This is a genomic window from Hymenobacter rigui, assembly GCF_003944715.1.
Lineage (GTDB): Bacteria > Bacteroidota > Bacteroidia > Cytophagales > Hymenobacteraceae > Hymenobacter > Hymenobacter rigui.
In genome coordinates, this window is sequence record NZ_RWIT01000005.1 from 355,109 (window position 1) to 378,350 (window position 23,242).

Here is a 23,242-nt window from a genome sequence, read left to right on the forward strand (position 1 = left end):
GGTAGATTCCCGCATGGAATAACGCTCAACTACCTTTTCTCTACTTCTAGCACTACGGTTCAATGAGTGTCAAAGAGCTTTTCGTAAAAACCGGCTTGTTCATTTTAGCACCGGCATTTCTTGTATATGGGTGTTTGCGCCTGAATGAGGGTGTAGCGCTTCAGCGAGCGGCTGATCGAATGTGCCTAAAGTCACTCAGCAGCCCGGCTCTAACCTCACTAACCCTAGTGGGCCAGGCAGATAATGGGCGTTTAATTTATAAAAGCACCACCGACACATCTACCCTTCAACGCTTACGGCAACTGGCCAGAAAGCTGCGCCCGATACGCGTGAAGCCCGGTGATTATCGTCCCTCAGTACGTCACTATACCATGCTACTTGGCAAGGGCACTGACACTTGTGAAGTGACACTCTACAAGATGCCAGCAGGTCAGGCCGATTTGCTCAACGGAGTGCAGGACACTGCTTATACAGCACCACAGCTTACGCCTTTTCTAGACAGCGTATTCCGCTCTCTACCTCACAGTTCCGGTGAAAACGCTACACCAATAGAGCACTGGCTAAGCAAGTAAAGCCGGCAAGCGGAGAAGTTTTTACACCATTGTGCCTGTAGCCAAGGCCTCGCAGAATGTAGTCGGGATGTACCATGCGTGGTTGAGCCTGATGGCCGCTATGTTGTTATACGCACAAAAACCACGCGGCTTCTTCATCTGGAGCCCACCTATCCGCAACTCTTGGTTGCGCGTGTCACATACCTGAACATAGTGATGTAATGGCCTGGAATTTTCCTCGTAAGCTGAGCAGTATCAACTCGTTTCTGAGAAGTGCCATAACCTTTCCATAACTGATGGGTTTACTAGGCTTCCGCTCCTTTCGTCTACCGGAACGGGGCCGGCCTTTCGGGGCTGGCCAGTCGTTTCCAGGCCCCCGGGCCGCGTGCAGCCTCCCCCCGGCTGCCGTGTCCATCGGGGCATCCGCCCTTCTGCTTCCAGTGGGTTCCCCAGCCCTGAACCGTTCAGTTACGTATCGGAGTAACTGCTTTTCCTTTCGTATGAAACACGTACACCAGGCGCTTCGGCTTCTGCTGGGCATTTTGTGGCTGGCCCCCGCCGGGGTGCTGGCACAGCCCACCTCCCCTGTTCTGCCCGCCGACACGGCGCTCAGCCTTCAACAGTGCCTTAATGTGGCGTTGGTAAACCAGCCGCTGGTGCGCCAGGCCCGCATCGACCAGGAGATTACCCGCTCTACCAACCAGATTGCCTTGGCGGGCTGGTTGCCGCAGGTGGGCTTGCAGGGCACGGCCCAGCATTATTTCCAGCTACCCTTCACCATCTTCCCCGACCCCACTACCGGCACGCTCACGCCCCGCCAGATTGGGGTGCGCAACGTGACCACCGTGGGCCTGAGCGGCACCCAGGCCATCTACAACAACGACGTGCTGCTGGCAGCCCGCAGCAAGCGGTTCAACAACCAGGCCGCTGAGCAGAGCACGGTGAACGTGAAGATTTCTACTGTGTCGGATGTGAGCAAGAGCTTTTACGACGTGCTGCTGGCCCAACGTCAGCTGGACGTGTTCAGCCAGGATATTGCCCGCCTGCAGCGCAACTACCGCGACGCCCGGGCCCGCTACGATACCGGCATTGCTGATAAAACCGAGTACCTGCAGGCCGAAGTGTCGCTGAATAACTCCCTGGCCGGCCGCAAGCAGGCCCAGGAGGCTATTAAGGCCCGCTTGGCGTATCTGAAACAGCTGATGGGCCTGCCGCCCGAGCGCCGCCTGGCTGTGCAGTACGACACCCTGCAGCTGGAGCTGGAAGCCTCCGCCGACACGGCCGCCGCCCTGAACACCGGCAACCGGATTGAGCTCCAGCAGCTGCAAACCCAGAAATCCTTACAGAGCCTGACGGTGGACTACTACCGCTTTGGGTTCCTGCCGTCGTTGTCGGCGTTTGCCAACTACAACTCGGTGTTTCAGAATAACTCGGCCAGCGAGCTGTACCGCACCCGCTTCCCCAACTCCTACGCGGGACTGCAGCTGGGTCTGCCCATTTTCACCGGCTTCCGGCGCACCCAGAACATCCGCCGGGCCCGCCTGCAAACCAACCGCCTCGACGAGGACATCACCAACACCCGCAACCAGATCAACACGGAGTACGCCACGGCGCTGGCCAACTACAAGGGCTACTACACGCAATACGTGCTGGGTAAGCGCAACCTGGAAGCTTCCAAGGAGGTGTACAACGTCATCAACCTGCAATACCGGGAGGGCATCCGGGCCTACATCGACCTGATTGTGGCACAGACCACCCTGCGTACTTCCCAGCTTAACTACTACACCGCCCTGTTTCAGCTGCTGAGCAGCAAAGTAGACTTGCTGCGCGCCCGTGGCGAACTACCTACGGAGTATTAAGCACGATGTCCTAATCCGTTGAAACCTCTCCCCCTTCCTTTCCGCTGCTCCTGCTTTCTGATATGAACCATACCCTCCTTCGCCCCCTCGCCTTTGCCACCAGCCTGTTGGCCCTGGCCAGCTGTGGCAAAAAAGAAGACGAAAAAGCCGCCGGCCCACCGCCAGCCACGCCCGTTACGCTGGTAGATGCCCGTACCACCGAGGCCGTGTATTACGACGAGTACCCCGCCACCGTGGTAGCCCTCAATAACGTGGAGCTGCGCAGCCAGGTAGCTGGGTTTATTACCCGTATCTACTTCAAGGATGGCGACGTGGTGCAGAAAGGCCAGCCTCTGTACGAAATTGACCGGCGCAAATACCAGGCAGCTTATCAGCAGGCCCTGGCTGGCCTCCGCAGCACCCAGGCTACTGTGCAGAACGCCAAAGTAAACCTGGACCGTTATCAGCGCCTGGCCCAGCAGGACGCCATTGCCAAGCAGATCGTAGATAACGCCTCTACCAGCTACGCCACGGCCCAGGCCCAGGTAGCCGAAGCCCAGGCCAACGTAGCGCTGGCCCGCACCGACCTTGACTACTCCATTATCAACGCGCCTTTCACGGGGCGGATTGGTATTTCGCAGGTACGGCTGGGAGCCCAGGTAAGCCCCGGCACCACGCTGCTGAACACCATCAGCGCCGAAGACCCCATGGGCGTGGACTTCGTGATTCCGGATACTGACCTGAGCCGCTTTGCCGACCTGCAACGCCAAAGCGGCGGCCGCGGCGACTCTACCTTCCGGCTGGAACTACCCGGCGGCAGCCGTTACAACCTGCCCGGCAAGATTCTGGCCATTGACCGGGGCGTGGACCAGCAGACGGCTACCATCACCATCCGGGTGCAGTTTGCCAACCCCGAGCGTAAGCTGAAAGACGGGATGAGCACCGTGCTGCACGTGCTCAACCGCCAATCGGGCCGCCGCCTCGTAATTCCCTACAAAGCCGTGGTGGAGCAGATGGGCGAGAACTTCGTGTTCGTGGCCGGCGACAGCAGCAAGGCTATGCAGCGCAAAGTGCAGCTCGGCCCCCGCCTCCGCGACCAGATCGTCATCATGAACGGCATCAAGGAAGGCGACAAAGTGGTAACCGAAGGCCTGAACCGCCTGCGCGACGGAGGTAAAATCACCACCGGCACCCCGGCCCCGGCCGGCGCTCCGGCCGCCGGTGCGGCCAAGTAACCTCACGCTCCGGCCCCCTCTCCTCAATAGAGGGGATGCGTTCAACGATTTCTCGTTGGCCGTTGCTTTTCGGCTTAGCTGAACTAGCAAAATCAAGTTCAAAACATCCATCGACGAAATACCCTCCTGCCAATCGTCAGGCTCCCCCTCTCCCCGAGGAGAGGGGGCTGGGGGGTGAGGTCCACCGCTATGATTGCAGAAACCTTTATCCGGCGCCCCGTCACGGCCATTGTTACCTCTTTGGTAATTGTGCTGGTGGGGGTGCTGGCCATCCTGAACCTGCCCGTGGGGCAGTATCCGGAAATTACGCCCCCAACCGTGTCGGTGAGCGGCACTTACACCGGGGCCGACGCCCAGACCGTGGAGCAGACCGTAGCCACGCCCGTGGAGGTGCAGGTGAACGGTACGCCCGGCATGACCTACCTGCAGAGCAACAGCACCAGCAACGGGCAGATGAGCATGACGGTGAACTTCGAGGTGGGCACCGACATCAACATTGCGGCTCTCGATGTGCAGAACCGCGTGGGCATTGCCTTGCCCACCCTGCCCCAGGAAGTGCAGCGCCTGGGCCTCACGGTGCGCAAACGGAACCCCAGCATTCTGATGCTGGTGGCCCTGTATGCTCCCAAAGGCACCCACAATACCACCTTCCTCGACAACTACGCCAACGTGTTTGTGAAGGACGCGCTGCTGCGTACCAAAGGTGTGGGCGACATTGTAAGCCGCGCCGACGACTTCTCGATGCGCGTGTGGCTCAACCCCGATAAACTCTCGCAGCTGGGCGTAACGGCCCAGGAGGTATCGGCCGCCATTCAGGAGCAGAATGCCCAGATTGCTGCCGGCTCCATTGGGGCCCCGCCCGCCCAAACCGGCCAGACGTTCGAGTACATCGTGTTTGTGAAGGGCCGCCTCACCAACACCGAGGAGTTCGGCAACATCATCGTCAAAACCCGCCCGACCGATGGCTCGGTGGTGTACCTCAAGGACGTGGCCCGGCTGGAGCTGGGCAAGTTCAACTACGCCAACAACTCCTTCGTGGACGGTAAGCGGGCCGCCTACCTGCTGGTATACCAGGCGCCCGGGGCCAACGCCCTGGAAACCTTCGAGAACGTAAACAAAACCATGGAACAGCTGAAAAAGCAGTTCCCCACCGACCTGGATTACGTGGTGCCGTTTGAGTCGGCCACCGTGGTGAAGGTGTCCATTGAGGAAGTGCTGCACACGCTGGTGGAAGCCCTAGTGCTGGTAATTATTGTGGTGTTCCTGTTCCTACAGAGCTGGCGCTCCACGCTCATTCCGGTGCTGGCTATTCCGGTGTCCATCATCGGTACGTTCATCATGTTTATTCCGCTGGGCTTCACCATCAACACGCTCACCATGTTCGGCTTCGTGCTGGCCATTGGTATTGTGGTAGATGACGCCATTGTGGTGGTAGAAGCCGTGGAGCACAACATGAACGAGCGGGGCATGAGCCCGCTGGATGCCACGCTGGCCGCCATGCGCGAAATTTCGGCTCCGGTTATTGCCATTGCCCTCATTCTGGCGGCGGTATTCGTGCCGGTGGGCTTCATCCCCGGCATCACCGGCCGCCTGTACCAGCAGTTTGCCATCACCATTGCCATTTCGGTGATTATTTCGGCCTTCGTGGCCCTGTCGCTCACGCCGGCGCTGTGCGTGCTGCTGCTCAAGCCCCACAAACGCGACGATAACTCGCGCGGCCTCGACCGGTTCTTCTATAAGTTCAATACTTGGTTCGACCGGGTGACGAGCAAGTATGGCAACGGGGTGCAGCGCGGCATCAAGCACTCCCGCTTCGTCGTTATCCTGCTGATCTGCATCATTGTGGCTACCGGCCTGCTGTTCCGCAGCAAGCCCTCGGGCTTTATCCCGACGGAAGACGAAGGCCGTCTGTTCGTGACCTTCACCCTACCGGAGGCTTCTTCCACGGAGCGCACCGTGAATACGCTGAAGGAAGTGATGAAGGAGCTGGGCCAGATCAAGGGCATCAAGCACTACGCCGGTCTGGGTGGTCTGAACGTGGTCAACTTCTCGTCCAAATCGAACAGCGGCACCGTGTTTTGCCAGCTGGAGCCCTGGGACGACCGGAAGGAGAAGGAGCAGCAGCTCCAGGGGCTGATTGAAACGGTGCAGAAGCGCCTGAGCCGCCTGAAGGAAGCCAACATCGTGGTGATTTCGCCGCCCGCTATTCCGGGTCTGGGTAACTCGGGTGGCTTCAGCTTCATTTTGCAGGAGCGCGAGGCCGGTGGCGACATCAAGAACTTCGATGCCAACCTCCAGGCCTTCGTGGGTGCGCTGCGCAAGCGGCCCGAAATCGTGAACCCCTTCTCGTTCTTCACCGCCAATACGCCCGGCTACCAGCTCACGATTGACCGGGAGAAGGCCAAGAAGCTCGGCGTTTCCATCTCCGATATCGGTACGGCCCTGCGCACCTACCTGGGCTCATCTTACGTGAACGACTTCACGGTGTACGGCCGTAATTTCCGGGTAGTAACCCAGGCCGACAGCTCCTACCGTGCCGACATCAGCAACCTGGGCCAATATTACGTGCGCAACACCGCCGGCGGCATGGTGCCCCTGAGCGCCGTAACCAGCTACAAGCGCACGGAGTCGGCCCCGCTGATTTCGCACTACAACCTGTTCCGCTCGGCCGAAATCAACGGTAACGCCGCCCCCGGCTACAGCTCCGGCGACGCGCTGAAGGCCCTGCAGGAAACGGCTGCCCAAAGCCTGCCCGCCGGGTATGGCTTCGAGTTTTCGGGCCTGAGCCGTGAGGAACAGCTGGCCGGCGGGCAGACGGTGTACATTTTTGCGCTGTCCATCGTCTTCGTATTTCTGTTTCTGGCGGCGTTGTATGAGAGCTGGTCGGTGCCCTTCTCGGTACTGCTGGCCGTGCCGCTGGGTGCATTCGGGGCTATTCTGGCGCTGTTCTTCCTGCCCAAGCTCACCAACAACGTGTACGCCCAGATTGGTCTGATCACGCTGATTGGTTTATCGGCCAAAAACGCCATTCTGATTATTGAGTTTGCTAAGGAGCGGGTAGATAAGGGCATGCCCTTGGTGGATGCTACCCTGGAAGCCGTGCGCCTGCGTCTGCGGCCCATCGTTATGACTTCGCTGGCCTTTATCCTGGGCGTGCTGCCGCTGGTGTTTGCCTCTGGAGCCGGGGCCCAAAGCCGCCAGACGATTGGCTGGACGGTGCTGGGCGGGATGCTCTCGGCCACGCTGCTGGCTATTTTCATTGTGCCGGTGCTGTACGTGCTGATTACGCGCTTTGCGTATGGCAAGGAAAAGCTGGCCGAGTTGGAAGCCAACTACAAGCCCGATGAGGAACACGGTGGCCCCAAAGAAGAAGGCTCCGGCGAAGGAGACCATTCGGCCCAGCCGCAGCCGGCATAGTTCACTTTAAACTTCTTTTCAACCGCCCGCCCTGCCGTGATTTTGCACAGCATGGCGGGCGGTTGTATGTTGGGATGCCTGAAAATTGATGAAAACGATGCTTCTGTCATGCTTCATCTATCGTCCGCTTGTCGAAGCATCTTTACCGCTTCGTTATAACGAGTGAGTTAGCCAGCAGTAGAGATGCTTCGACAAGCGGACGATAGATGAAGCATGACGTTTTTCTCAGATTTTTGAACAGCTTCCCCCTTCCAATATTCCACTATGCATTGTCGCTGTCTATTCCTTCTGATTTGTACGCTCCTTATGCATGTTGCTACCGCTCAAAACCAGCCCATTTTGCCGCTGTACGACGGCCCGGCGCCCAACTCCAGACCCAGCAAAGTGCGGGAAGTGGTGGAGAAACAGCCAAGTGGCAGCATCCGCGTTTCCAACGTCACGGAGCCCACATTCACGGTATTCCGGCCCGCGCAGCCCAACGGTACGGCCATCATCATCTGCCCCGGCGGAGGTTACGCCCGCCTTGCCATGGACCACGAGGGCTACGACGTGGCCCGCCGCCTCAACGACTGGGGCATTACTGCCTTCGTGCTGAAATACCGCCTGCCCAACGCCGAAAGCCAGCTGGATAAAGCCACTGCCCCGCTGCTGGATGCCCAACAGGCCCTGCGGCTGGTACGCCAGCGCAGTCGGGAATACGGCCTGAATCCCGCCCGCATTGGGTTTATGGGCTTCTCGGCGGGCGGGCACCTGGCCGCCACGGCCGGCACTGCCCACCGCATGGTGCCGGGCAATCCGGCCGGCACATTCAGCGCCCCTTCCGCCGTCCCCGACTTTCTGGTGCTGCTCTATCCGGTCATCAGCTTCTCCGATAGTCTAGCGCACCTGGGCTCCCGCACCAATCTGCTGGGCGAGCATCCCACGGTCGCGCAAATTCGCCTCTACTCCGCCGATGAGCAGGTGACGACCCAGACGCCACCCGTTTTTCTGGTGCACGCCCAGGACGACGAGGTGGTGAAAGTGCAGAACAGTCTGCGGTTCTATGAAGCCTGTCTGCACCACCGCGTACCCGCCGAAATGCACCTGTACCCCAAGGGTGGCCACGGCTTCGGTATGCACAATGCCACCACCCAGGATGTGTGGATGGACCGCCTGCACAACTGGCTGACGGCCGGTGGCTGGCTGCGCTAGAATAAGTCGTCCCAGGTAGCCTCCTGCCCGCTCCACCACACTTCGGCCCCTGCCGGCACTGGCTCAGCGTCTTCCTGCGTGAGCAATAATGCCCGGATTTCGGGCACATCCGGACGGGATATTTCTTCCACGCTGGCTATGGCCGCAATCTGGTGGCCAGTGGGCAACCGTAACTGCACTTTCAGGGCGGTATGCAGGGCCAGATGCTGTAACTCTGGAGCGGCATTGGCGGGCAACAACAGAATTCCCAGCCCCGTCAGTGAAAAACTTTCTACCACCTCAAAAAGCAGTTTCTCGTGCATCTCTGGCAATACGCAAAACCGGCTTTTACGGCTATTCAACGCAGATTTCACGCCAACAAAAGTCAATATTCAACTCCCGTAGTTTTTAGCAGTGTTGAGGTAAACCCGCGGTTGATTCTGGCCGTATTGGCATGGTGCTTGTAAAACCAGGTTCAGGGTCACCACACAACCGACCCGCTGAACCTAAATTTCTCTCGACATGAAAAAGGTAAGTTTGCTTCTCGCCCTGGTTATGTTCTTCACCACCATTGCCAATAGCTTTGCCCAGGACCGCAAGGTTAGCTCCAGTGCCAAAGGCGCCATCATTGGCGGTCTGGGTGGTGCTGCCGCTGGTGCCCTCATCAACAAGAAAAACCGCGTAGTAGGTGGAGCCGTGGGTGGTGCCGCCGGTGGTGGCCTAGGCTACGTAATTGGCCGCAACGCCGATAACAAGCGCCGCGCCGAAGCCGCCCGCGTAGCCGCCGCCCGTCAGGCTGAAGCCCGCCGTGCTGCCGCTTACCGCCAGGGCATTGCCCAGGGCCGTAGCCAGGCCGCTGCCCGCGCTGCTGCCGTAGCCGCCGCCCCTGCTGCTACTACCCCGGCCATGATGAGCAGCTTCTCGGCTCCCGGTGCCGCTCCTGCCACGCTGGCTATGAGCTCGGCCTACCTGCCTAACACCGCTTACGGTGCCCGCGACGCCGCTTATCCTACTTCGGAAGTTCGTCGTAAGAGCTGGTAATCCAGCCCTATCTTAAGCTCACAAAGCCCAGGCCCCCGGGCCTGGGTTTTCTGTTCCCTTTACCTCTCTCCCGTTCCGCCTTCACCTAACCTCTGTTCCCATGAAACCCGTTTTTGGTTTTCTGCTGGCTGGCACCCTGCTGGCCTCCTGCTCCGCTCCCAAGGCCGATGATACCGCTGCTGCCGTAAATGTGCAGAGCCTCAACCAGCAGTTCATTGGCGCCTGGAATGCAAAAAACACCGCGCAGCTGGATACCCTGCTCGCCGATGATGTGCAATATGCCCAGGGCGCCACGCGCTTCAACGGCAAATCGGAAGTGTCGGATAAATGGGTACGGGCTACGCTCGGCACCATTTCCAACCTGAAAACCTACACTACTTCCACCGGCTCGGATGCCAACACGGCCTATGAGGCCGGCACTTTTTCCACCGATGTAGAGCCCGAAGGCCCCGGCCAGCCCCGCGGCGAAGGCGAAGGCAACTTCATCCTGCTCTGGAAAAAGAACAAGAAAAATGCCTGGAAGCTCAGCTACGTGCAGCTCGAAGGTCTGCCCGTGAAGGTGGCCAACTAAATGTCTTATTAGTTAACAGAAAGTCCCGCTAACTTAGAGCTAGCGGGACTTTCTGTTTTTACACTCTATATGATATACACTGCCATAGCTGCATATACACTGCCATAGCTGCCAAATTTAATACGGCAGAAGAGGCCTGCTCATTTGCGGAGGCGGTGCAAGAGATTTGTCGCCCTTTTGACTATGAAGTTGTAGTTAATAATCCAGATCTTGATGAAGAGACAAGTCCGGGTGTACGCTTGTTTCAAACCAAAATGTCTATCAACTTATTACTTGTTCTAAATTATCCCTCGCACCGAAGAATCAAGGTTTCGTCTGATTTAATCTACCTCGAGTTGGGAGAAGCTACTCTACCTAAATACGGAGGGAAAGAGAGAAACTTCATCGATTGTATTCTTAGTGTGAGTCAATTATCTACACCGATAAGTTTGTATTGGCTATTTGCCCTCGAATGGCCTAAAGACCGATATGTGAGATTCAAAACTGGCTCAGCAGAGGTATTGATTAGATAATTGGAGAATAACGGCTGGAACTGGGCGGAGAGCTTACGTGATATTTCGTACGGCTCCTACCATCTTGACTTAGACACGCCGCTGATCTTTCAGATTATTTAATATCATAGGTTCTATCTAGTCAGATACTCCTCCCCATCATATACCGGGGCCATGTGTTCCTCTTCCTCTTTGGTGAACAGCCGGGAGCGAATCAGAAACCGGACGCCCAGCGGGATTTCCAGCGAGAAGCTGGCCCCGCGGCCTTTCACCACATCCACGGTGAGTTGGGTATGTTTCCAGTATTCAAACTGCGAGGCACTCATGAAAAAGTCGCAGCCGTGAATCTGGCCCAGCCACACGTCGTTTGTGCCCACGCGGAACTCGCCCTTGGCAAAGCACATGGGCGAGGAACCGTCGCAGCAGCCGCCGCTCTGGTGGAACATCAGCGGCCCGTGCTCGTCGCGCAGCAGGTCGATGGTGGCTTCGGCGGCGGGCGTTACCAGTACGCGTGGGGTGGGTTCAGTAGGCATTATGGAAGGAATTTTGGAATTAACAGAACGTCATGCTGAGCTTGCCGAAGCATCTTTACCGTGCAACTAACTGAGATATAGCATTGCGGTAGAGATGCTTCGGCAAGCTCAGCATGACGTTCCTATTTCAGCGCAGTTTGCTTAAAAGAAGCCCAGTTTCTGCTGGCTATAGCTGATGAGCATGTTCTTGTTCTGACGGTAGTGGGCCAGCATCATCTTGTGATTCTCGCGGCCGAAACCGGAGGCTTTGTAGCCGCCGAAGGGCGCGCCGGCGGGGTAGTCATGGTAGCAGTTCACCCACACGCGGCCGGCCTGAATGGCGCGGGGCACCTCGTACAGTTCGTGGGCGTCGCGCGTCCAGACGCCGGCCCCGAGGCCGTAGAGCGTATCGTTGGCAATTTCCAGGGCTTCCTCCACGGTTTTGAAGGTGGTTACCGATACCACCGGCCCGAAGATTTCCTCCTGGAAGATGCGCATTTTGTTGTGTCCCCGGAACATGGTGGGCTGGATGTAGTAGCCCTCAGCCAGGGCTCCATCTTCCTGCTGGTAAGCGTCGCCGCCGCAGAGCACCTCGGCCCCTTCGGCCTTGCCAATTTCCAGGTAGCTCAGGATTTTCTCGAACTGGTCGTTGCTGGCCTGGGCCCCCATCATGGTTTCCATATCCAGCGGGTTGCCCAGCTTAATGGCCTTCACGCGCTGAATCACCCGCTCGATAAACTCGTCGTAGATGTCCTCCTGAATGAGCATGCGCGAGGGGCAGGTGCAGATTTCGCCTTGGTTCAGGGCAAACATCACGGCCCCTTCAATGGCTTTGTCGAGGAAGTCGTCGTCGGCGTCCATCACGCTCTTGAAGAAGATGTTCGGCGACTTACCGCCCAGCTCCATCGTCACCGGAATCAGGTTTTCGGCGGCGTACTGCATAATGAGGCGGCCCGTGGTGGTTTCGCCCGTAAAGGAGGCCTTCTGGATGCGCGGCGACGAGGCCAGCGGCTTGCCGGCCTCCAGCCCGAAGCCATTGACTACGTTCACTACGCCGGCCGGAATAACATCCTGCAGCAGTTCCATCAGCACCATAATGGAGGCCGGCGTCTGCTCGGCGGGCTTCATCACCACGCAGCAGCCGGCGGCCAAAGCCGGGGCCAGCTTCCAGGTAGCCATCAGCAGCGGAAAGTTCCAGGGAATAATCTGGCCAACCACGCCCAGCGGTTCATGAATGTTCAGCGACAGGGTGGTCGAATTCAGCTCCGTAGCCGAGCCTTCCTCGGCCCGGATTACGCTGGCGAAGTACCGGAAGTGGTCCACGCACAGGGGCAGGTCGGCCAGGGTGGTTTCCCGGATGGGTTTGCCGTTCTCCACGCACTCCACGGCGGCCAGGTGCGGGAGGTTTTTCTCCATGATATCGGCAATTTTGATGAGCATATTGCTCCGCTCGGTGGCCGAGGTTTTACCCCAGGTTTTGAAGGCTTCGTGGGCGGCATCCAGCGCCAGCTCAATGTCCTCTTTTGAGCTGCGGGCCACTTTAGTAAAGGCCTGCCCGTCAATGGGCGAAATATTCTCGAAGTACTGGCCTTTCACCGGCGTTACCCACTTGCCCCCAATGAAGTTGTCGTAGTGGGATTTGAACTTGGGCCGATCAACCAGCGTGGTGGGTTTTTCCAGGGTTTCCATTCGAAGTAGAATTGGTGGGTTATTGGATAAGCCAAGCTAGGCCCCGATACTCCCGAAACAACTCACCTATTCTCTCAATAAACCATACCTATCGTCGCAACTTGTAAGTACTCACTTACCTTACAGTGCAACTATCCAATACCGAACCGGGTTTGCAGATAAACGTAGGAAAGGCGGAGCTATTGGTTTCTGCCAGAACTGTTTCTAGCTTTAGCTGCCGCCAGGTAGCTGGCCGCTTGCTCAGTGTCCGGATGCTTCACCTTACGTTAGCCGTATGACTTTTGTGCCCGCTCCCATTGCCCTGCGTCAGCCCGAGCAGCTTACCACGCTGGTCGAAAACCGGACGGTGTACACCTTGGAGGCCTTCGAGCTGAACGTGTTTGAGACGCACCGCACGGCCCACCAGGTACCGCTCAGCATGGGCCACGTGGTGCTGACCACCATGCTGCAGGGAAAAAAAGTGATGCACCTGCCCGGCCAGCCGTCGTTCGACTATTTGCCGGGTGAGTCGGTGGTGGTGGGCGAGAATGAAACGATGGTCATCGACTTTCCGGAGGCCGATGAGCAGCACCCCACCCAGTGCCTGGCCGTGGCCATTCCCACCGATACTATCCGCCAGACGGTGGACCTGCTCAACGAGGAACACCCGCGCGCCGAAGCGCACCTGCCCTGGCACCTCGACACGCTGGACCACGCGCATTTTCAGAACACCCCCGAACTCACCGGCACGCTAGAGCGCCTCGTGCAGCTCTCCCGCGACACGGGCCGCGTGAAGGATGTACTGGCGGGTTTCACCATCCAGGAAATGCTCATCCGCCTGATGCAGACGCAGGCCCGGCAGCTGCTGTTTCATAACTACCAGCAGCACGCCACCTCCCACCGGTTTGCGGCGGTAGTCCAGTACATCAAGCAGCACCTCACCGAGCAGATTACGGTGGAGAAGCTGGCCGAGCTGGCCTGCATGAGCAAGGCCACTTTCTTCCGGGTATTTAAGCGCGAGCTGGGCCTCACCCCTGTCGAGTACATCATTCAGGAGCGCTTGCAGGAAGCCAAACGGCTGCTGCGCAACCCGCTCACGAAGGTAGCCGACGTCTGTTTCCGGGCCGGCTTCAACAACACGGCGTATTTCCAGAAGCTCTTTAAGCAGTACGAAGGTGTAACGCCCGGTGCCTACAAGCGTCAGGCATTGGGGTGAGTGAGTGAGTGAGTGACCGTCATTGCGAGCGGAGCGAAGCAATCCTTCCTATTCGAAGCGCAAACCCTTGATTTACTCAAAAGTCCCTTGCGTCTGCACGAACGCCAGGGGCTTTTCGTTAGGTCAGCGTTGAGCACCCTGAATAGGAAGGATTGCTTCGGCTGCGCTTCGCAATGACGCTCATTCCCCTCCGCTGCAACCTTCCAGGGTGGTTAGCAGTTTGTGCTACTCGTACTTACGCCGCCGCACGCTACGTCCGGCGGTTTTTGCTTTTCATGAGAGATTCAATTGCTGAGGTGCAGCCCGCCGCCGAAACGACTGCACCGGCACGCATGGCCCCCGGCTTGGTGTGGCTGATGGCCATAACCTGTGGGTTAGTGGTAGCCAATATTTACTACAATCAGCCCTTATTGGCCGAAATAGGCCGGGCGTTTGGCCTGTCCGAAAGCTCCGCCAGCCTGATTGCCACCGTCACGCAGGTGGGCTACACGGTGGGGCTGCTGTTTGTAGTACCGTTGGGCGACAAGCGGGAGCGAAAGAGCCTGACGCTGGGGCTGCTGCTTTGCTCAGCGGTGTGTATGGCCGGAGCGGCCTTTGCCCCATCCTTTGCGGCCCTGGCAGCGGCCAGCCTCCTGATTGGCATTTTCTCCTCGGTACCCCAATTGCTGATTCCGATGGCCGCCTCCCTGGCCTCCGACGAGCAGCGCGGGCAGGTAGTCGGCAAAGTGATGAGCGGGCTCCTGATTGGGATTCTGCTTTCCCGCACCGTGAGCGGCTATGTGGGGGCGCATTTTGGGTGGCGAACCATGTTTTGGGTAGGTGCCATCCTGATGGTATTGCTCACCGCCATCCTGGCCCGGATGCTGCCGCGCAACCAGCCCCAGTTTGCGGGCAGCTACGGCAGCCTGCTTCGCTCCCTGGGCACGCTGGTGCGGGAACTGCCGGTGCTGCGCCGCTCGGCGCTGGTGGGCGCGTGCATGTTCGGGGGCTTCAGTGCGTTCTGGACTACGCTGGTGTTCTTTCTGGAAAGCCCCGCCTACCGCTACGGGGCCGAGGTGGCCGGCCTGTTTGGCCTGATTGGGGCCAGTGGGGCCTTTGCCGCCTCCTTCGCCGGTAAATCCGCCGACCGCAAAGGCGCCGATTACGCCCTGAACCTAGGAATTCTGCTGTTTCTGGTGGCCTACGTACTGCTGGGTTTTGGCGGAACTTACCTGCTGGGCCTTATTGCGGGCGTGGTAATCTTGGACGTAGGCCAGCAGATGACCCACATTTCCAACCAGACGCGCATCTTCGGCCTCCGCCCCGAAGCCCGCAGCCGCCTCAACACCGTGTACATGACGGCCTGCTTCATCGGAGCCTCCGCCGGCTCCTTCCTCGGCGGCCTCGCCTGGACTCATTTCCAATGGCCCGGCGTGTGTGCCGTGGGCCTGAGCTTGGTGGCACTGGCGTATCTGGCGAATCGGTTTTATGGGCGGCCTGTGGCTTAACTCAGCAACCGCGCCTAAGGGTATTGCTCTATGTAATGGATTTTATCATCACCTATGGCCTGGCGAATAGTTTGCGCGTCAACACAATTACCATTTATTGAAGCACGATCAACGGAGCAAATCGTATGTCCTGCCTTCATGTTGCCAATTGTTACGTTGACGACGACCATTGGCTCATTATCAAAAGCTAGACTCACCAACATATAATCGTAGAAGTCCCGCTCTGGTGGTACACCATTCATCCCTACACCTGCTCTACGAAAAGTAGCCCCAGGCCAAAACAGATATTCATCTGCTATTTCAGATAGGGGAACTAGCTTCATTTCCAATTCACATGATTGCTACTCCGCCAGCCGAGCCATGCACACCTTCAGGCTCTCGCGCCAATGCGGGATGGCGAGGCCCAAAGTAGTTTTCGCTTTGGTTTTGTCCATTACTGAGAAGGACGGGCGGGTGGCTTTGGTAGGGTACTCGGCGGTGCGGATGGGCACGGTGCGGGTGGGCAGGCCGCCCAGCTCGAAAATGGCCACTGCGAAATCGTACCACGAGGTAACGCCTTCGTTGCTATAGTTGTAGATGCCGTATGCCGTGCTGCCCGTCTGGATGATGTGGAGCAGGGCCCCAGCCAGGTCAATAGCGTATGTGGGCGTGCCGAGCTGGTCCCAAATCACGCGCATTTCTTCCCGCTCCTTGCCGAAGCGCAGCATCGTTTTCACGAAGTTGTTGGCATATTCAGAGTAAAGCCAGCTGGTGCGCAGAATGAAATACTGGCTGGTGTGCGGCGGAATTACCTGCTCGCCTTCTAGCTTGGTGAGGCCGTACACGCTGATGGGCTCGGCCGCGTCGGTTTCCGTGAGCGGCTGGTTGCCGGTGCCGGCAAACACAAAATCGGTGGAAACGTGCAGCAGCGTGGTGTTGAACTCCCCGCACAGGCGGGCCAGGTTCTCTACCCCGTCCCGGTTCACCTTGCGGGCAATATCTACCTCGTCTTCGGCCTTGTCCACGGCCGTGTAGGCGGCACAGTTGATGATATACGCGGGCCGATGCTGCTCGAAGGTGGTGCGCAGCACTTCCGGATTCAGGATGTTGGCCTGCTGCTCCGGCAGAAACACGATATCCGTGATACCGCGCTGTTGCGCTACGTGTTGCAGGCACTGGCCCAGCTGGCCGCTACCACCGAAAACGAGAATCGAACCCATAGAATAAAGAGAAGCCGAAATGGAAGAACGGCCGCAAATTACGAAGCGCAATACGAAGTCAGCAAAATAGACCGCCATGCAGCGCCGGAGGCGAAGCATAACGGTCAGCTAGTTTCAATGCAGTTTATACGCCTTTCCCGCTGCTCTCCTACTCCGCGTCGGCCACACCGGCGCCCAGGGCCGGGCCGCCGGGCTGTACGGGGCGCTTGTTCCGGATGGGCTCGAAGCGTTGCTCCCGGGGCTGTTTCTCGCTCAGGTATTTCCAGTAGCGCAGCGGCATGTGGCGGCGGTGCAGCTTCAGGTTTTTCCGCTCCGGAATGTTCACGTGGTCGAAATAGGCCTGCCAGAGCAGCTTATACAAAGGCTCCCGTTCATCCAGCACCGTGGCCGATACGGCCGTGCTGCGCTGGGGCGCAGTACCGGCGTCAAACTGCACAATGTCGGTGCGGTGCAAATCGTAATACAGGCCGTAGTGCCGACGCCGGTCATAGATCAGCCAGCGCTGGTCGGCGTAGCGCTTGGTGAAGTGGGCCGCAATCAGCGGCAGCACGTCGAAGTCCGGCTCAATGGTGGCGTGGAAAAGGCCGTCCTGGGTTTTCTCGAAGCGCACGAAAGCCTCCATACGGTGCTTCTCGCGGTACATCTGCTGGGCCAGACGCTGCACCCGGCGCACGTTGTCATCGGCGTAATGCTCCGATATGTCACGGCCGGCGCGCATAGCCAGATCGGCGTAGCGGAAAATGACCAGTTCCCGGTCCGGCTGCTCACTCAGGAAAGTATGGAACAGCCGGGTGCGGGCCTCGGCATCCATGTACTGCAACAGGCCTTTCCACACGCGGGCAGCGGTGGCTTCATCGGTTACTACCTCCACCGGCTGCACAAACAAGCCACCCTGCACCGCCCCCAGCGGCTGAATGCTGTTGGGTGCCGATTTCCGGTCATAAACACTGAACAGCACCGTCAGTAGACCTTCAAACGTGCCGTCGTAGGCGTAATCGAGAGGCGCGTTCGTAAGCTGCGGGGCGGGGCGAGGCCGGGTTGGCGGGGCACTAGTAGCCGGCAGTGCTGACGCGGAAAAACGTGATACGGCCATACGTAAGGCAGCTATTGAAATGAATTGCGCCCCGGTCTGGCGGCAAGCCGTCGGAACGGAGCGCAGTTGACTCGTCAGTACGAAATCGTAGCAACATCAGCTTACGTCAACCGGACCAACGGCTTGCAGTTGCCGGACCGGGACGTTCACATTACCGCCATGAGCTGCGCTTCAGGCCGCTTCCGAAGACTGCCCGCCAGCTTTAGCGCGGCTTTTCGCCGTTTCCTGGTGCATCTGCTGCACCAGCGGCAGCAAATCGGCCAGCTTGCAGCAGCAGGCTACCCGAGCCACTTTCATGGGTTTCGGGGCAGAGGCAGGGGCGGCCGGCGCGTCGGCGGCGCGATGAGAAACGGTCATGGCAGTTGAGTTTCTAGTTGCTGGTTGTCAGTTACTAGTTTTTAGCAGTTAGAAGCACCTTACTAACAACTGACAACCAGCAACTCGTTTATGAGGCTTGAGCGAACAAATCAAGTTGTTGAGTAACCAGGGCGGAGCGGACGGAGCCCGCACCGAAAAGAATCTGGCGGCGGATGGTTTGCTCGTCGTAGTCGCGCTTCTCCAGGGCCTGCCCGCGGCAGGTCAGGAAAAACTTGGCCCGTTTCAGCACTACCCCAAACTTATGCAGGTGGTCGAGGCTGAGCGGCCCGAAGCGGCGGGCGGCCACAATGCGCTTGGCAGAGCGCGCCCCTACCCCCGGAATCCGCAGAATCATCTCGTAGTCGGCCACGTTGATATCCACCGGAAACACGTGGCGGTTGCGCAGGGCCCAGGCCAGCTTGGGGTCAATTTCCAGGTCCAGGAAAGGATGCGCCGGATCCAGAATTTCATCGGCCTGAAAGCCGTAGAAGCGCATCAGCCAGTCCGTCTGGTACAGGCGGTGCTCCCGGATGAGGGGCGGCTGCGTCACCTGGGGCAGGCGGGCGTCGTCGGTAATGGGAATGTAGCCGGAATAGTACACCCGCTTCAGGCCGTAGCCTTTGTACAAAGAATCACTCAAATTGATGATTTGTAGGTCGTTTTCCTGCGACGCGCCCACAATAAGCTGGGTGCTTTGGCCGGCGGTGGCAAACTGCGGCACCTTCTTGAACAGGGCTTTTTCTTCCTTATTCTGAATGATGCCGTCCCGAATCTGCGCCATCGGCGTCAGAATCTCCTCGTAATTTTTTTCGGGGGCCAGGTTTTGCAGAGCCATTTCCGAGGGCAGCTCGATGTTCACGCTCAGGCGGTCGGCGTACAGTCCTGCCTCCTGAATCAGCTCCTCCGAAGCTCCGGGAATGGCCTTCACGTGAATGTAGCCGTTGAAACGGTGCTCGGTACGCAGCTTTTTGATGATGCGTACCAGCCGCTCCATCGTGTAGTCGGGCGAGGAGAAAATGCCGCTGCTCAGGAACAGCCCCTCGATGTAGTTACGACGGTAGAAGTTCATGGTCAGCTCCACCACCTCATCCACGGTAAAAGCGGCGCGCTTCACGTCGTTGGAGCGGCGCGACACGCAGTAGGCGCAGTCGAAGATGCAGTGGTTGGTGAGCAGAATCTTGAGCAGGCTTACGCAGCGGCCGTCCTCGGTGTAGCTGTGGCAGATGCCCATCCCCTCGGCGTTGCCCAACCCCTTGTCTTCGTTTTTGCGCTTACCGCCGCTGCTGGAGCACGAAACATCGTACTTGGCGGCATCGGCCAAAATACTTAGCTTTTCCTGTATACGCTGGTCGTTCATAGGGTGCTTTCTCGGCTTAAAAATAGAAGTTTACACTTCACTACGCAATATCATACAAGGCTAATTTTTTTAGAATTGTTCCCTGACCGGCAGAATACCTGCTACCGGTTCAGCCAGGCTTTTTACTAAAGAAAAGCCGGTATAGCAGCCCACTATATATTGGCGTTTACGCCCCGGCACGTTGTATCTTGCCAGACTTGGTGTTGGCTGCATAATGAAGTACCTGTTCTGGCTTGGGGGAGTATTGCTCGGTTGGGCCTGCACATTGAGTGCAGCGGCCCAAACCCCAGCCATGCCCGCCCGCGACACCACCCGGCTCAGCAAAACCCGTCCCGACTCTCTGCGCCGACGCTTTGACGAGGAGCGCATGCTCAATGGCCTGAAAGCCTACACCAAGCGCAAAACCATTGCGGGCAAAGCTGCGTCGGCGCTGTTCAACTTCACGGAGCGCCGCGAAGACCGGGCTGGGCTGGATGTTACCCTGCTGGACCGGCAGTTCGACAAGCACAACTACAAGATTGTGCGGCACATCAACATCCGCACCCTCGATGCCTTCGGGTTCAGCATTACCGATACCACGCGGGTACCTCGTAACATTCTGGAAAAAGCCGGCAACACGCTGCACATCAAAACCACCAAGGCCCGGGTGCGGCAGGTGCTGCTGTTCCGGGAAGGCGAGGAACTGGAGCCCCAGGACCTGGCCGAGTCGGAACGCCTGCTGCGCCAGACGGCCGAGCTGCTGGATGCGCGCGTGTACGTGAATGAGCGTACCTCCACGGCCGACAGCGTGGATGTGCAGGTGGTAACCAAGGACATCTTCAGCATCAGCGGCTCGTTGCAGCTCCGCGACGTGCAGGCGGGCGTAATAGGTCTGCGCGACGTGAACTTCCTGGGCCAGGGCCACCAGCTGCGCAACCGCCTGGAGTACGGCCGCGGCGACGACGGGCCCCAGGCCCAGAGCTGGCGCTACCTGGGCAGCTACCTGGTACCCTTCCGCAACTTTGTGTACGGGCAGGCCCGCTACCTCAATGAAACCCGCAACCGGGAGGCCGGGGTGCGCTTCACCCGCGACTTTTACTCAGTGAACACCCGCTACGCCGGGGCCCTGAGCTACGATTACTTTGATCGGCTGGTGGCCATTGACGGGGATGGGTCGGAGCAGTATCCGTATATCTTCCGGCAGCTGCGCTACAACGTGCAGGATGCCTGGGTCGGCCGGGCCCTGCGGCTGAAAAGCTACGACCTGGGCTACGAAAACCCCGGCCGCATGATTGTCTCGGCCCGCACCATCCGCACCAGCTTCAGCAAAAAGCCCACCCCCGATTACGAAAGCGCCGACCTGCTGCTGGGCACTATCGGCTACAGCGTGCGGCGCTACTATAAGGACAAATACCTGTTCGGCTTCGGGCGCACCGAGGACATTCCGACGGGCACACTGGCCAGCTTCACGGCCGGTTACGAGTTCAACGAAGTGACGGACCGACGCTACTTTGGCGTGCGTTTGGCTTACGCCGGCTACCACCCGCAGCGGGGCTACCTGTATCTGAACGGGGAGTTCGGCTCCTTTATCCGGGGGCGCAGCAACGACTGGCAGCAGGGCATTGTAAACGGGGAACTGCTGTACTTCACGCGGCTGTACCACACCGGCAACTACCAGTGGCGGCACTTTCTGTGGCAGCGCAACGCCATCGGGTTCAACCGCCGCCCCGGCGAGCAGCCGCTGGCCATTGACGGGGTGCGCGGCCTGCGCGGCTTCCAGCCCGATGGGCTGCTCACGGGCACCAGCCGCGTTACGCTCAACTATGAGGCCACGGTGTTCACGCCCGTCTCGTTTCTGGGCTTCCGGATGGCGGCGCTGGCATTTGCCGATGTGGCCTGGCTCAACGCCCGCACGCTCAACCGGGTACTGCCTTTCTCCGAAGCTCCCTATACCGGTTTCGGTTTTGGCCTCCGCTTCCGCAACGAGTATGCGGCCCTGCGCACCTTCCAGATTACGTTTGGCTTCTACCCCCGCGGCATGTCCTCGCCCAACGGCATCCGCGTCTTCGAAAACGCCCGCGCCTACTACGACTTCTCCGACTTCAGCTTCGGCCAGCCGGGCATCGTGCGGTATCAGTAGAAATTAAAAATTTTGAATTCAGAATTATGCGTTGAGTTATCAGACCTTTGTTGTTCGGCTTTTCCGGGGGCGGCTTGCTGTTGGCACTCTAAACAACGCGGAAACCAACGCGGCCCTGTCTGAAGGCTCATGGTGAACTGGCCATTTTAATTTTTAATTCTCAAGTTTTAATTGACCATGAACCTTGGTGATTTTAACGACCTGGAGGTAGCTCGCGAGGTGGATTTCGGGATGTACCTCTCGTCGGACGACGGCGACCTGCTGATTCCGCGCAAATACATTCCGGCCGGCACCCACGTGGGCGACGTGCTGCGTGTGTTCGTGTACCGCGACTCGGAAGACCGCCTGATTGCTACTACCCTGGAACCCTACGTGCGCGTGGGCCAGTTTGCGGCCCTCTCGGTGCGCGACGTGAGCACCACCGGCGCATTTCTGGACTGGGGCCTGGAGAAGGATTTGTTTTTGCCCTACCGCAACCAGCGCCGCAACGTGCGCCCCGGCGAGCGGGCCACCGTGTTTGTGTACCTGGACGAAACCACCGACCGGATTGTGGCCTCCGCCAAGTGGGAGTGGTTTCTGAAGACGGACCCTTTCCCGGGCAAAGCCGGTGATGCCGCCGACCTGTTTGTGGCCGAAGAAACTGACCTGGGCTACAAAATGATTGTGGACGGCACCCACCAAGGCCTGGTGTACCACAACGAGGTGTTCCGACCCCTGCGCCTGGGCGATGTGCTGACCGGTTACGTGAAGCAGGTGCGCCCCGACGGTAAGCTGGACCTGAGCCTGCAGAAACCCGGCTACGATGAAGCCCTGGCCGCTTCCGAAGCCCTGCTTACCTATCTGCGCGACGCCCCCAACGGCCTGCTGCCCCTCGGCGACAAAAGTGAGCCGGATGATATTTACCGTCGCGTGGGCATGAGCAAAAAAGTCTTCAAAAAGGCTCTTGGCGCTTTGTACAAGCAGGGGTTGGTACATCTTGCCCCGGAGCACACGCAACTGCTCAACCAAGCTGAGTAACGGAGTCTTCGTTGAGATTTTATGGCGCTGTCTGGGCTTCTTTTCTTCGGAAGGAGCCCCGACAGCGCTATGTTTTTGGCCTGATAGGTGGACCGCAGGCAACGCCCCGCCGCTCGGCACCATCTGCTACCGGGAGCGGCGTTTGTGAGCAGGAGCACGTACAACGGGACACCTCCTGGCCTCACTCCCACCCTAGCCTGCTCCTGCTATTCTGATTTCTACGCTCAGCGCCATGCCCAAAACTGCTCTTATTGCCGGTGCCAGCGGCTTGGTTGGCTCGCATCTGTTGCCACTGCTACTGGCCTCGGAGCGGTACGACCGGGTTATTAGCGTAGGACGGCGGCCGCTGCCGATGGTGCATCCGAAACTAGAGCAACGGCTGCTGGATTTCGACCGGCTGGAAGACCACCGCCTGCAGCTCATTGCCGATGACGTGTTCTGCTGTCTGGGAACTACTATGCGGCGGGCGGGCTCCCGGGCTGCCTTTTATCAGGTTGACTACTTGTATGTAGTGAAGCTGGCGGCCCTTACTGCCGCTAACTTTGCGGCCCAGCTGCTGGTGGTATCGGCAATGGGGGCTGCGGCGGGCTCCCGCGTGTATTATAACCGCGTGAAAGGCGAAATGGAAGACACTGTGCGGCAGGCTCCATTCCGGGCTATCCATTTTTTTCGACCATCTCTGCTGTTGGGCAACCGGACCGAGCAACGCCTGGGTGAGCGGCTGGGGGCGCTGGCGCTGCAACTCCTGAAGCCGGCACTCCGGGGGCCACTGCAGAAATACCGCGCCATTCCCGCCGACACGGTAGCGCGGGCCATGCTACGCGCCGCCGAAGCAGAGAGCAGCGGCCCGCAGGTGCATCTTTCCGATACCATTGCCCGGGAAGGCCACCGGACTCGGTGATA

At 58.8% G+C, this 23,242-nt stretch carries 19 protein-coding genes; 11 read left to right on the forward strand and 8 right to left on the reverse strand.

The window, feature by feature from the left end:
* The first annotated feature begins 1,051 nt into the window (after nt 1-1,051).
* From EI291_RS12420 to EI291_RS12435, 4 genes are all read left to right on the forward strand, one after another.
* Nucleotides 1,052-2,410, forward strand: coding sequence for a TolC family protein (locus EI291_RS12420; RefSeq protein WP_170172622.1), 1,359 nt, complete (start codon nt 1,052-1,054; stop codon nt 2,408-2,410).
* Nucleotides 2,411-2,472: 62 nt separating this feature from the next.
* Nucleotides 2,473-3,624 carry an efflux RND transporter periplasmic adaptor subunit gene (locus EI291_RS12425; protein ID WP_125420317.1) on the forward strand — a complete coding sequence of 384 codons (1,152 nt, stop codon included), beginning with the start codon at nt 2,473-2,475 and terminating at the stop codon, nt 3,622-3,624.
* A gap of 189 nt (nt 3,625-3,813) precedes the next feature.
* Nucleotides 3,814-7,041: an efflux RND transporter permease subunit gene (locus tag EI291_RS12430; protein WP_125420318.1), complete on the forward strand. Its 3,228-nt coding sequence runs from the start codon at nt 3,814-3,816 to the stop codon at nt 7,039-7,041.
* Between the two features lie 306 nt (nt 7,042-7,347).
* Nucleotides 7,348-8,232 carry an alpha/beta hydrolase gene (locus tag EI291_RS12435; protein ID WP_240635528.1) on the forward strand — a complete coding sequence of 295 codons (885 nt, stop codon included), beginning with the start codon at nt 7,348-7,350 and terminating at the stop codon, nt 8,230-8,232.
* Here EI291_RS12435 and EI291_RS12440 read toward each other — a convergent pair.
* Nucleotides 8,229-8,534, reverse strand: coding sequence for a hypothetical protein (locus tag EI291_RS12440; protein WP_125420322.1), 306 nt, complete (start codon nt 8,532-8,534; stop codon nt 8,229-8,231). The two genes, EI291_RS12435 and EI291_RS12440, sit on opposite strands and share 4 nt — an antisense overlap.
* Nucleotides 8,535-8,733: 199 nt before the next feature.
* Between EI291_RS12440 and EI291_RS12445 the strand changes: the two genes are divergently transcribed.
* Nucleotides 8,734-9,252: a glycine zipper 2TM domain-containing protein gene (locus tag EI291_RS12445; RefSeq protein ID WP_125420324.1), complete on the forward strand. Its 519-nt coding sequence runs from the start codon at nt 8,734-8,736 to the stop codon at nt 9,250-9,252.
* Nucleotides 9,253-9,352: 100 nt separating this feature from the next.
* Nucleotides 9,353-9,823 (forward strand): nuclear transport factor 2 family protein, encoded by a 471-nt coding sequence (locus tag EI291_RS12450; RefSeq protein WP_125420326.1) that lies wholly within the window; start codon nt 9,353-9,355, stop codon nt 9,821-9,823.
* Between the two features lie 625 nt (nt 9,824-10,448).
* On the opposite strand, the gene EI291_RS12455 is transcribed toward EI291_RS12450, so the two are convergent.
* Complete coding sequence (locus EI291_RS12455) at nt 10,449-10,847, reverse strand: DUF779 domain-containing protein (RefSeq protein ID WP_125420328.1); 399 nt, start codon at nt 10,845-10,847, stop codon at nt 10,449-10,451.
* Nucleotides 10,848-10,988: 141 nt separating this feature from the next.
* Nucleotides 10,989-12,515 carry an aldehyde dehydrogenase family protein gene (locus EI291_RS12460; RefSeq protein ID WP_125420330.1) on the reverse strand — a complete coding sequence of 509 codons (1,527 nt, stop codon included), beginning with the start codon at nt 12,513-12,515 and terminating at the stop codon, nt 10,989-10,991.
* Between the two features lie 274 nt (nt 12,516-12,789).
* Here EI291_RS12460 and EI291_RS12465 point away from each other — a divergent pair, with 274 nt between their 5' ends.
* Entirely contained in the window at nt 12,790-13,710 is a 921-nt protein-coding gene (locus EI291_RS12465) for an AraC family transcriptional regulator (RefSeq protein ID WP_125420332.1), read from the forward strand.
* 275 nt (nt 13,711-13,985) lie between these two features.
* The gene (locus EI291_RS12470; RefSeq protein ID WP_240635529.1) at nt 13,986-15,197 is read left to right on the forward strand and encodes an MFS transporter; all 1,212 of its coding nucleotides are present in this window, start codon (nt 13,986-13,988) and stop codon (nt 15,195-15,197) included.
* Between the two features lie 14 nt (nt 15,198-15,211).
* Here EI291_RS12470 and EI291_RS12475 read toward each other — a convergent pair whose 3' ends face one another.
* The 5 genes from EI291_RS12475 to EI291_RS12495 form a co-directional block, all read right to left on the reverse strand.
* Nucleotides 15,212-15,520 (reverse strand): hypothetical protein, encoded by a 309-nt coding sequence (locus tag EI291_RS12475; protein WP_125420334.1) that lies wholly within the window; start codon nt 15,518-15,520, stop codon nt 15,212-15,214.
* Nucleotides 15,521-15,538: 18 nt separating this feature from the next.
* The gene (rfbD, locus tag EI291_RS12480; RefSeq protein WP_125420336.1) at nt 15,539-16,396 is read right to left on the reverse strand and encodes a dTDP-4-dehydrorhamnose reductase; all 858 of its coding nucleotides are present in this window, start codon (nt 16,394-16,396) and stop codon (nt 15,539-15,541) included.
* Nucleotides 16,397-16,544: 148 nt separating this feature from the next.
* Complete coding sequence (locus EI291_RS12485; RefSeq protein WP_125420338.1) at nt 16,545-17,489, reverse strand: TIGR03915 family putative DNA repair protein; 945 nt, start codon at nt 17,487-17,489, stop codon at nt 16,545-16,547.
* A 171-nt stretch (nt 17,490-17,660) separates the two neighbouring features.
* Nucleotides 17,661-17,846, reverse strand: a complete 186-nt coding sequence (locus EI291_RS12490; protein ID WP_125420340.1) for a hypothetical protein — start codon at nt 17,844-17,846, stop codon at nt 17,661-17,663.
* A gap of 88 nt (nt 17,847-17,934) precedes the next feature.
* The gene (locus tag EI291_RS12495; protein ID WP_125420342.1) at nt 17,935-19,203 is read right to left on the reverse strand and encodes a putative DNA modification/repair radical SAM protein; all 1,269 of its coding nucleotides are present in this window, start codon (nt 19,201-19,203) and stop codon (nt 17,935-17,937) included.
* Between the two features lie 292 nt (nt 19,204-19,495).
* Here EI291_RS12495 and EI291_RS12500 point away from each other — a divergent pair, with 292 nt between their 5' ends.
* The 3 genes from EI291_RS12500 (at nt 19,496) to EI291_RS12510 (ending at nt 23,240) form a co-directional block, all read left to right on the forward strand.
* Nucleotides 19,496-21,322 (forward strand): BamA/TamA family outer membrane protein, encoded by a 1,827-nt coding sequence (locus EI291_RS12500; protein ID WP_125420344.1) that lies wholly within the window; start codon nt 19,496-19,498, stop codon nt 21,320-21,322.
* 177 nt (nt 21,323-21,499) lie between these two features.
* Nucleotides 21,500-22,339 (forward strand): CvfB family protein, encoded by an 840-nt coding sequence (locus EI291_RS12505; protein ID WP_125420346.1) that lies wholly within the window; start codon nt 21,500-21,502, stop codon nt 22,337-22,339.
* A 232-nt stretch (nt 22,340-22,571) separates the two neighbouring features.
* The gene (locus EI291_RS12510) at nt 22,572-23,240 is read left to right on the forward strand and encodes an NAD-dependent epimerase/dehydratase family protein (RefSeq protein WP_125420348.1); all 669 of its coding nucleotides are present in this window, start codon (nt 22,572-22,574) and stop codon (nt 23,238-23,240) included.
* The last annotated feature ends 2 nt before the right edge of the window (nt 23,241-23,242 follow it).

Bases quoted from the DNA above. Each gene is read 5' to 3' on its own strand.
- EI291_RS12460 (WP_125420330.1), bottom strand. From the start codon at position 12,515: ATGGAAACCCTGGAAAAACCCACCACGCTGGTTGATCGGCCCAAGTTC.
- EI291_RS12485 (WP_125420338.1), bottom strand. From the start codon at position 17,489: ATGGCCGTATCACGTTTTTCCGCGTCAGCACTGCCGGCTACTAGTGCC.
- EI291_RS12470 (WP_240635529.1), top strand. From the start codon at position 13,986: ATGAGAGATTCAATTGCTGAGGTGCAGCCCGCCGCCGAAACGACTGCA.
- EI291_RS12505 (WP_125420346.1), top strand. From the start codon at position 21,500: ATGAACCTTGGTGATTTTAACGACCTGGAGGTAGCTCGCGAGGTGGAT.
- EI291_RS12445 (WP_125420324.1), top strand. From the start codon at position 8,734: ATGAAAAAGGTAAGTTTGCTTCTCGCCCTGGTTATGTTCTTCACCACC.
- EI291_RS12425 (WP_125420317.1), top strand. From the start codon at position 2,473: ATGAACCATACCCTCCTTCGCCCCCTCGCCTTTGCCACCAGCCTGTTG.
- EI291_RS12510 (WP_125420348.1), top strand. From the start codon at position 22,572: ATGCCCAAAACTGCTCTTATTGCCGGTGCCAGCGGCTTGGTTGGCTCG.
- EI291_RS12490 (WP_125420340.1), bottom strand. From the start codon at position 17,846: ATGACCGTTTCTCATCGCGCCGCCGACGCGCCGGCCGCCCCTGCCTCT.
- EI291_RS12465 (WP_125420332.1), top strand. From the start codon at position 12,790: ATGACTTTTGTGCCCGCTCCCATTGCCCTGCGTCAGCCCGAGCAGCTT.
- EI291_RS12455 (WP_125420328.1), bottom strand. From the start codon at position 10,847: ATGCCTACTGAACCCACCCCACGCGTACTGGTAACGCCCGCCGCCGAA.
- EI291_RS12475 (WP_125420334.1), bottom strand. From the start codon at position 15,520: ATGAAGCTAGTTCCCCTATCTGAAATAGCAGATGAATATCTGTTTTGG.
- EI291_RS12430 (WP_125420318.1), top strand. From the start codon at position 3,814: ATGATTGCAGAAACCTTTATCCGGCGCCCCGTCACGGCCATTGTTACC.
- EI291_RS12495 (WP_125420342.1), bottom strand. From the start codon at position 19,203: ATGAACGACCAGCGTATACAGGAAAAGCTAAGTATTTTGGCCGATGCC.
- EI291_RS12435 (WP_240635528.1), top strand. From the start codon at position 7,348: ATGCATGTTGCTACCGCTCAAAACCAGCCCATTTTGCCGCTGTACGAC.
- rfbD (WP_125420336.1), bottom strand. From the start codon at position 16,396: ATGGGTTCGATTCTCGTTTTCGGTGGTAGCGGCCAGCTGGGCCAGTGC.
- EI291_RS12500 (WP_125420344.1), top strand. From the start codon at position 19,496: ATGCCCGCCCGCGACACCACCCGGCTCAGCAAAACCCGTCCCGACTCT.
- EI291_RS12420 (WP_170172622.1), top strand. From the start codon at position 1,052: ATGAAACACGTACACCAGGCGCTTCGGCTTCTGCTGGGCATTTTGTGG.
- EI291_RS12450 (WP_125420326.1), top strand. From the start codon at position 9,353: ATGAAACCCGTTTTTGGTTTTCTGCTGGCTGGCACCCTGCTGGCCTCC.
- EI291_RS12440 (WP_125420322.1), bottom strand. From the start codon at position 8,534: ATGCACGAGAAACTGCTTTTTGAGGTGGTAGAAAGTTTTTCACTGACG.